The organism is Paenibacillus sp. BK720 (assembly GCF_011761545.1).
Taxonomy (GTDB): domain Bacteria; phylum Bacillota; class Bacilli; order Paenibacillales; family Paenibacillaceae; genus Pristimantibacillus.
In genome coordinates this window covers 1-8,611 of record NZ_JAASRQ010000017.1, presented here as the reverse complement: position 1 = coordinate 8,611, position 8,611 = coordinate 1, and the positions used below count along the sequence as shown (strand labels likewise).

Annotated in this window: 8 protein-coding genes and 1 pseudogene; 8 read left to right on the top strand and 1 reads right to left on the bottom strand. The window is 41.1% G+C overall.

Annotated features, from left to right (window positions below):
• Nucleotides 1–167, bottom strand: a pseudogene (locus FHT67_RS29560) (IS110 family transposase); the annotation flags it as partial.
• Here FHT67_RS29560 and FHT67_RS29555 point away from each other — a divergent pair.
• The 8 genes from FHT67_RS29555 (at nt 153) to FHT67_RS29520 (ending at nt 8,429) form a co-directional block, all read left to right on the top strand.
• Nucleotides 153–968, top strand: coding sequence for a transposase (locus FHT67_RS29555; RefSeq protein WP_481856745.1), 816 nt, complete (start codon nt 153–155; stop codon nt 966–968). The pseudogene FHT67_RS29560 and the gene FHT67_RS29555 sit on opposite strands and share 15 nt — an antisense overlap.
• A 654-nt stretch (nt 969–1,622) precedes the next feature.
• Nucleotides 1,623–2,114 (top strand): GNAT family N-acetyltransferase, encoded by a 492-nt coding sequence (locus tag FHT67_RS29550; RefSeq protein ID WP_167202136.1) that lies wholly within the window; start codon nt 1,623–1,625, stop codon nt 2,112–2,114.
• Nucleotides 2,115–2,302: 188 nt separating this feature from the next.
• A complete protein-coding gene (locus tag FHT67_RS29545) occupies nt 2,303–3,271 on the top strand; it encodes a phosphotransferase (RefSeq protein ID WP_167202135.1) in 969 nt (322 codons plus the stop codon).
• A gap of 204 nt (nt 3,272–3,475) precedes the next feature.
• Nucleotides 3,476–3,766, top strand: coding sequence for a hypothetical protein (locus FHT67_RS29540; RefSeq protein ID WP_208403719.1), 291 nt, complete (start codon nt 3,476–3,478; stop codon nt 3,764–3,766).
• A 108-nt stretch (nt 3,767–3,874) separates the two neighbouring features.
• A complete protein-coding gene (locus FHT67_RS29535; RefSeq protein ID WP_167202134.1) occupies nt 3,875–5,161 on the top strand; it encodes an IS110 family RNA-guided transposase in 1,287 nt (428 codons plus the stop codon).
• A 671-nt stretch (nt 5,162–5,832) separates the two neighbouring features.
• Nucleotides 5,833–6,564 carry an HAD family hydrolase gene (locus FHT67_RS29530; RefSeq protein ID WP_167202133.1) on the top strand — a complete coding sequence of 244 codons (732 nt, stop codon included), beginning with the start codon at nt 5,833–5,835 and terminating at the stop codon, nt 6,562–6,564.
• 189 nt (nt 6,565–6,753) lie between these two features.
• Nucleotides 6,754–7,212: a hypothetical protein gene (locus tag FHT67_RS29525; RefSeq protein WP_208403717.1), complete on the top strand. Its 459-nt coding sequence runs from the start codon at nt 6,754–6,756 to the stop codon at nt 7,210–7,212.
• Between the two features lie 653 nt (nt 7,213–7,865).
• Entirely contained in the window at nt 7,866–8,429 is a 564-nt protein-coding gene (locus FHT67_RS29520) for a phosphoglycerate mutase family protein (protein ID WP_167202131.1), read from the top strand.
• Nucleotides 8,430–8,611 lie beyond the last annotated feature (182 nt).

Here is an 8,611-nt window from a genome sequence, read left to right as displayed (position 1 = left end):
AAGTTGCATATCCACTCTGCATCTTTCACGTCCGTCTTCCTGCCAGGGACCGCCTTAATATGCTGGGCGTTAACGACAAGAAACTGAATCTCCTCAGCTTCCAGCAGATTGACGATGGGTTTCCAGTAGACGCCGGTACTCTCCATGGCCACATGTGTACAGCGATGCCAAAGAATGACCCAAAAGATGCACTGACCATTGCAGATTCCGTCAGCCGAGGTTTCTACTATGAGTACACGCGTCAGTCACATGAGTTCCAGCGCTTGAAGACCTTGATGAGTGACCGAGAATTTTGGGTGACGAATAGTGTGCGGCTGCAGAATCGAATTGTACGCTGGCTGGACATCCGTTTCCCGGAATATCCTTCTGTGTTCAAAGACTGGACCTGTAAGCGTTCATTGGCGACTCTTAAAACCTTTCCTTGTCCACAGGATCTTGAGAAGCATACGGTATCGGATGTCATTAGTGCTTGGCGAGTCCATATGCAACGTGCCGGGGGCACTACGGGGACCGAGAAGGCAGCGCAACTGATCGCACAAGCTAAACGAAGTGTTGGAGAACGGGTGGCTGTTGATGAAGCGAAAGCAGATTTAAAACGGCTCATTGAAGAGTTTGAGCGTGTGACCTCCATGCTAGAACAGATCGAAAAGGACATCGAAGCGCTGCTTTCGGAGATCCCTATGGCGCAGCAGCTTCGCACCATTAAAGGGCTAGGGAAGATTTTCACCGCGGCCATATTAGCAGGTACAGGGGATCTAAGGCAATACGCGCACGGACGCCAGGTTTTACGGAAGGCTGGCCTTAATCTGGCCCAAAGCACGTCCGGAAAGCGCAAAGGACAAATTGTTCTTTCAAAACGAGGAGACTCTGCTTGCGAAAATATCTCTATCTCGCAACCGTTCAGCTTGTTTGGAATAACCCTGTTTTCCGTCATCTGCATGAACATAATGTACAGGAAAAGAAGATGAAAAAGCAGCAGTCCATCTTTAAGTTAATCGGGAAACTAGCACGGATCTTGGTTGGTATTGTTCAACGAGGAGAAGAGTTTACGCAAGAGAAAACGGTTTTGAACTGGACAGAAGCAGCTTAAGGTAGAAGTATCACGTATATTGACTCGTGGGATTTCACAAAGAAAGCACGAGGACCGAGTTCGTTCCCCATAAGGGCTACGACCCATCCGCTAAACGCTATCGGTCTCCACACCTTGGACAAGTATAACGAAGGATTGTAAGGGCAATGACCCGTTGAGTCATGGGAGGGTGAACGCCAAGGGATCAGTGGAGTATGTGTGCAGTAGAAATGAATTGGGGAATATTTCCTAATAATCCTCTATTTCCGCATGCCCAGCCCACCACCTCAACCGGGTTCATCTGTTCTCTATCCTAAGATTGATCTGATCTAAGGTGTTGAAATCCTGCGAATGAGTGAGTATATGTGAGATAAACCCTTAAAACCGAGGGACGGGAAACGATAGCTCAATAAGCACGAAGAGACGGCAGCCAATGATGTGGTTGCCGTCTTCTCAACTAACGGGCAGGATTGCGTAGTAATTTTACAGAATGTTTGGAAACATGAATGCTTATCAAATGTCGCCAATTAAGCATAATCGGAGGTGAAACTGAATGGGATTACAAGTAAAAAATGTTTCAGAGAATGAGTTGCCGCATTTTGTTTCTATACTTTGCGAAGCAGCAGCGTGGCTAAAAAGTGAAGGTAAGGAAATGTGGAAAGTTGAACAATTAACGTTAGGAAAATTGCTGAGTAGCAACTCAATGAATGAATTATTCATTGGTTACATTGACAACCAAGCGGCCGCAGCTATGATTCTCCAGTGTGAAGATACGATTTTTTGGCCTGATGCGGTAGATGACTCACTGTTTCTACACAAATTAGCTGTACGAAGAAGATTTGCGAAAAATGGTATCTCTGCTCAGATGATAAATTGGGCAAAATCACTTGCAAAGGATCAAAAGAAAAAATATTTGCGGCTCGATTGTGCTGCAGACAGGCCAAGTTTGTGTAGGTTCTACGAGATGCAAGGGTTTAGGAAGGTGAGCGAAAAAGTAATGTTCGACTTTTACCCAACGGCTTTCTATGAAATTGATGTTACATAATTACACATAATTGCACCTGGTCCATTGAACGGAGAACATTAGTTTAAAACTACAAGAACCGCAGCAGCAGATTCGCTGCCGGTCTTTATTGAAGTAAAGGGCAGTTTTGCGTAGTAATGACTTCCCCTACAAACATGGTCTATAATGGATTTCGAACATCAGTTCTATATAAAGTGGGGGGGAGTATAATGTCCGATGTAGTCAGGGATGATATTTTAGGCTCAATTACTGATACGTTTGGGATAAAAATCTATGATTTCTTGCAGATCGAGCAAGGTTACTTAAATCTAAAATGGAAAATTGAAACGGATGTAGGGAGTTTATTTGTAAAGCAATACAATAAGACACGCTACCCCGAAAGCTTTGTTAACGGTCTTGAGATCTCTTTGATCCATCAATCTAATTTACATAACGAAGGCATCCCTACTCCAAAATTGTTTTCAAATCTAGGGAGGTATGTGTTAAGGACACCTTCTCAAGAGCGGTTCGTTTTAATGAATCTCTGTGAAGGTAACGTTTTACTACCAGGTTCAGTAAATGAAAATCAAGCGTATACTCTAGGGAATGCCATAGGAAAAATGCATCAAATTTTAAATTCGAACAATTTGAACGCTTATCCATTACATTGGGACATTCGGAACAAAGAAGAGATGTTAGAGCGTTTGAATATAAGATGGATTCATGCAAATAACGTGAAATCCGAGAAAACGATCAGGGCATTGGAAGTACAAAGGAAGATCCTTGATGAAACGGATATGGATATTTTTTCGAATTGCGAACGAGGGTGGGGACACTGGGACTTATTCGTAGATAACCTTTTATTCACTCGCGATTCATTATCAGCAATTCTTGATTTTGACAGGATGCACTTTGTTTATCCTGAGTTTGACATTTCACGACCTATATTGTCCTGCATGTTGGATAACGGGTCTATACATATGGATAGTGTGGCTGCATTCGTAAAGGGTTATCGCGAATACCAGCCATTAACGCTGGAGAAATTAGTCAGGTCTGTTAGGTTAACATGGTGGAAGGAAGCGGAGTGGGTTGCGGTCGAAGGAGAAAATGATTCACTGCCACTAAAGAGATTTCGAGAAGAAAATATCTGGATCGGGGATAATTGGAGCAACTTACAGGATGTGTTCTCCAATGTCTAGATCCACTTCGTCCAGTTGATCATTAAACTATCTGGGAACATTAGTTGAATAGCCAAAACTGAATGATGCTGCCGGCGTAGGATCGGCAGCTTTGTTACGTTAATGGGCAGTTTTGCATAGAAATTGTTTGTTCTATTTAAATCTCTGCTGTGGTAAAATATTTCCATTAATTCACATTGTCATCGGGTCAGGAGGAGTCCAACTATGATGAGATTGCTGTTAGTATCAGCTTCTAGCTTCTTATTAAGTGGAACATTACTTTTTGGAATGGTGTATCTGGCAATTGCAAATTATGTTCCCCATATGACGGGATGGAGTGACCCGCCTGGAAAATTTTCTTTAGCTTTGAATGCAACCATGTTGAGGGCACCTTATGTAATTAGTATTCTGTTTATGATTATTGGTATGTTGCTTTTTGCTGTTTCATTATACCAAGTATTGCTGAGAAGAAATCGAGATGAGGAATCAATAAAGAAGGATATCGTCGACGTCTGAGTTATTTAGCTAAACATTCCTGTAGAGCCTAAGAAATGGGCTTTGTAAAAAAAGGAGCGCCTCGTTATGATGGGTTTGTCGACAACACATCAAGGAGGCGCTCTTACTATGAAGTTTAAGCAATCAGACGCTCAAAATCAACGCATTCAACAAATTACCACCGCACATCTTGTTATAGGAATCGACATGGCCAAAGAAACCCATGTGGCACAAGCTACGAATTTCCGAGGAATCGTGGTTTCCAAACGTCATCTCTCATTCTCAAATAGTATTGAAGGCTTTGAAAAATTGAACCGCTGGATGACGGAGTTACTGCAAAAACACCGATTAAAGAGGCTCATTATCGGTATGGAGCCAACAGGCCATTACTGGTTTAACCTGGCCAACTGGTTATCAGATAAGGGAATACACGTGGTCATGGTAAATCCAGCCACAACAAAGAGAAACAAAGAAAACCGAGATAATAGCCAATCAAAGAATGACCCTAAAGATGCTCTTACTATCGCAGACTCAGTCAGCCGGGGCTTTTACTACGAATATACACGTCAATCACTTGTATTCCAACGATTGAAGACCATAATGAGCGACCGGGAATTTTGGGTGACATGTAGTGTACGGTTGCAGAATCGGATCGTACGCTGGCTGGACATTCGGTTTCCCGAATATCCTTCTGTATTCAAGGACTGGACTTGTAAGCGTTCGATGGCGACCCTCAAAACCTTCCCTTGCCCACAGGATCTCGAGAACTATATAGTACATGATGTCATTGACGCCTGGAGAGTGCATATGCAGCGAGTTGGGGGCTCAACAGGGTTTGAGAAGGCTGCACAACTTATCGCACGAGCGAAATGTAGTGTTGGAGAACAAGCCGCTGCAGAAGAAGCAAAAGCAGATTTAAGACGGCTCATTGAAGAATTTGAGCGTGTTACTACGATGCTTGAACAGATTGAAAGGGACATCGAAGTATTGCTTTCAGAGATTCCTATGGCGCAGCAGCTTCGTACCATAAAAGGACTTGGGAAGATCTTCACTGCGGCTATTTTAGCTGGTACTGGGGATCTGAGGCAGTATGCGCATGGACGTCAGGTAATGCGTAAGGCTGGCCTAAATCTGGCTGAAAGTTCATCTGGTAGGCGGAAAGGCCAAATAGTTCTTTCGAAACGAGGAGACTCTGCCTTGCGAAAATATCTCTATCTTGCAACTGTTCAGCTCGTTTGGAACAACCCTGTTTTCCGTCATCTGCATGAACATAATGTGCAAGAAAAGAAGATGAAAAAGCAGCAATCCATATTTAAGCTAATAGGAAAGTTGGCACGAATACTAGTTGGTATTGTTCAACGAGGAGAAAAGTTCACGCCAGAAAAAACCGTCTTAACCTGGTCAGAAGCAGCTTAAATCAAAAGTAATCACGTATATTGACTCATTCGCGGGATTTCACAAAGAAAGCACGGAGGACCGAGTTCGTTCTCCATAAGGGCTACGACCCATCCGCTAAACGCTATCGGTCTCCACACCTTGGACAGGTATAACGAAGGAATGTAAGGGCATTGACCCGTTGAGTTGTGGGAGGGTGAACCTCCAAGGATCCTGTGGGGTATGCGTGCAGTAGAAACAGTCTGGGGAATATTTCCTGAGTCTTCCTCTATTTCCGCATGCCCAGCCAACCACCTCATACGGTATCAACTGCGCTGTTTCCTGAGATGGACATGATCCAAGGTGACGAAATCCTGCGAATGAGTGAGTATATGTGAGATAAACCCTTAAAAACGAGGGACGGAGAACGATAGTTGAACAAAGGAACAGGAAGAGGCTGCCGGCACTGATCGGCAGCTTTATTACGTTAACGGGCATGATAGTGAGTGACAATATTTTTGAGATGCCGAGGGACGGGCAAAAAAGTTGAGCTACAGTATCCATCGGTAACTTCAACTCGTTAACTCGTTAGAACAGTAACAAATTGAAAGAATGTTTAAAAATAAGTGTTGCATGCATCTGAGTGGAAGGTTAAAATTGGAAAAATAATATTCAGGAAGTCTTTTTCATCACACAATGGATGGGAGAGTATTATGTATCCAATTAAAATGGTATTGTTTGACCTGGATGATACACTTTTACACTTTGACGACTATTGGGAAAATAGTGTTAAGGACGCGTTCAGAAATCATTTTTTCACCAGTGAAATGAATAGTAATGATTTATTTGAAGTTTTTAGCAATGTAGAACAATCATTGGTAAAGAAATTAGACAGCAAACAAATTTCTTTTGACGAATATCGGACTAAACGTTTTCTCTATTCCATGGATCAAATGGGGAAAATAACGGATGTAGAAACGGCAATTAACTTTGAAATGTTCTACCAATCAATAAGTAAAAAGCATATGAAGCCTAATGTGATGATAAACAAAACCATTAAGGATCTTAGTAATTATTATCAAATAGGAGTATTGACGAATGGAAGCAAAGGGTGGCAGTGTGATAAATTGGAGGCAATCGGATTAGATGGTATCATTCCAAAAGAGTATGTGTTCATATCTGAAGTTATCGGATATGAAAAACCAAGCCCAGAAATTTATCATTATGTTCTAAGTATGACTTCTTTACCACCAGAACAGGTACTTGTCGTGGGCGACTCTTGGACAAATGATGTTGCGGCTCCAATACAAGTAGGGTTGAAAGCTATATGGTTAAATAAGAAGAATTATCAAGTACCTCAAGAGCCTCGCCCTCTAGCAGTGATTAAGGAAATAGAGGAGTTACGTGCCATTTTGTTGTCACACTTAGGGGACAGTCCCCTTTAACGAGTACCTTATTCACGCTATTCCGCTAACTGGGAACTATAGTTCAATCAATAAAGCTGCAGTAGATCTGAGGATCAGCTGCAGCTTTTGTTGAGCTAAAGGGCAGTTTACCTGAATGGTGACTAAGCCTTGAAATTAGCAACCTATTCAAGAAAGTGTTCGTCTGATTAAATCGAGGTGATATTAATGATGAAAATGAATAGCTCTATCATAATGTTAGTTTTAGTAGTGTGCATGATTTTTGCAGGCTGTACAAAGGCAAATACGGAGTCAGAACCAATAAACACTGAATTATCAGCCACGAATATTTCTACAAATGAACCATCAGATTCAAACAGTAATACAAATCAATCTGATTTAGTGGGTTCGGTTAAGGTAGAAAACTTAGGTTCCGATACTAAAATAACTTATACTTTCAAAAATCAAAGCGAAAAAATGGTGACTGTTATTGGTGGAGCAAGATATAAGTTGTTAAAAGATAACAATGTAGTAGACGAAGGTGGGGTTCCAATAAAAGACTACATAGATTTGGAGCCTGGTCAGGATTATACAGATGAAAAGACATTTTTGAAATTGGAGCCTGGCTCATACACAATACATGTGGATTGGAACAAAACCATTATATCTGCTGAATTTGTGCGAAACTAAAATTGTTTAAACTACCGGGAGACTTTAGTTGAATATACAATGAGCAGATTGCCCCGAAAGTCAAATAGGACATAGTCAACCTCTCTAGACGACTTAAAAGATAACTAGAATACCACTGAGGTGCAAATTGAAAAAAACTATATTAGTTAACATTAGTTACTACGTCGAAATAGATGAGAACGAATTTGAACTATCTCAAGAAATCCAAAACAAGTTGTGTGAGAATCTAACCTTAGAATCTGATGAGAAGAAAGTCTTTCTAAAGTGGAATCAATCTTCATTTCGAATATTAAATCCAGGCATTATGAATTGTGGTAAATGTGCGAATTGTGGGTGTTGGACGACAGATAGAGAAAGGCATGATGCGTTATTTGGATTAGACAATGGGGCAGTCTATAACGATAAATTGCTTTGTGATGAGTGCTTACCTTCGGATCATAGGTGGGCTTTTTGATTCAACTAACGTAAGAACGATAGCAGAATACACCCCTTGGCGAGGCTGCCGATAATTTCGGCAGCTTTACATGTTAAAGGGCGTTTATTCTTATTCCCATAAATGTAATAAATGGCACCGCTCAAAATTACTGATTACATCTATGACATAGAACATTCTATACTTAAGAGAATCGGTTTTAAAGTTAGGGGGCAGATAGATGGAGTTTTTATTTATTCGACACGGTCACGGAGAACACCTCAAAGATTATCCCAATCAGTTGAACACTCTACACCCTAGTCTGACAGAATACGGCGAGTTTCAGGTGACACAACTACGAGAGAAAATAAAAATTAACCCTAATGATTTGATGCTTGTAAGTCCAACTAAACGTACAATTGAAACAGCATCTATATTACACAATAGTTTAGACTTCATTATTTCCCCTTTTGTTGGCCCAAGAATGTTCCCTCAAAATCCGGAGTCCCTTTTTCTATCTTGTGATCAAATCCTTTCTAAAAATGAAATTACAAACTTATATGGAGATGTTCAAATTCTTGATTTTGATTTGGACTGTTGGAAAGAAGGTATAAATAGGATCGACCAAGATGTTTTCGAGGGATATGCAAAGCAATTATTAGATTGGACCCCACAAATTTATAAGAGAGTATTTATTATCTCGCATGATGGTACCATAACGAATTATCGGATATTGCTTGGAGAAAAAGGATTAACGAGAAATGATTTTCTCGGTGAGGCAGGAGTCTACAGGATGGTAATATAGCCGTTTTATCTTTAAGCTATCGGGGAACTATAGTTCAATTAATAAAGCTGCAGCAGATCAGAGGATCAGCTGCAGCTTTTGTTGAAGTAAAGGGCAGCATTCCTATAATGAAGAAATACGAGGTTTGAGAAACAAAAAGACTCCTTGGTATGATGTTAATGGGTCCACGACGCTGGCCAGCT

What these genes read in the sequence shown, in the direction of transcription:
- FHT67_RS29555 (WP_481856745.1), top strand. Translation starts at nt 153, where the DNA reads ATGTGTACAGCGATGCCAAAGAATGACCCAAAAGATGCACTGACCATT.
- FHT67_RS29550 (WP_167202136.1), top strand. Translation starts at nt 1,623, where the DNA reads ATGGGATTACAAGTAAAAAATGTTTCAGAGAATGAGTTGCCGCATTTT.
- FHT67_RS29545 (WP_167202135.1), top strand. Translation starts at nt 2,303, where the DNA reads ATGTCCGATGTAGTCAGGGATGATATTTTAGGCTCAATTACTGATACG.
- FHT67_RS29540 (WP_208403719.1), top strand. Translation starts at nt 3,476, where the DNA reads ATGATGAGATTGCTGTTAGTATCAGCTTCTAGCTTCTTATTAAGTGGA.
- FHT67_RS29535 (WP_167202134.1), top strand. Translation starts at nt 3,875, where the DNA reads ATGAAGTTTAAGCAATCAGACGCTCAAAATCAACGCATTCAACAAATT.
- FHT67_RS29530 (WP_167202133.1), top strand. Translation starts at nt 5,833, where the DNA reads ATGTATCCAATTAAAATGGTATTGTTTGACCTGGATGATACACTTTTA.
- FHT67_RS29525 (WP_208403717.1), top strand. Translation starts at nt 6,754, where the DNA reads ATGAAAATGAATAGCTCTATCATAATGTTAGTTTTAGTAGTGTGCATG.
- FHT67_RS29520 (WP_167202131.1), top strand. Translation starts at nt 7,866, where the DNA reads ATGGAGTTTTTATTTATTCGACACGGTCACGGAGAACACCTCAAAGAT.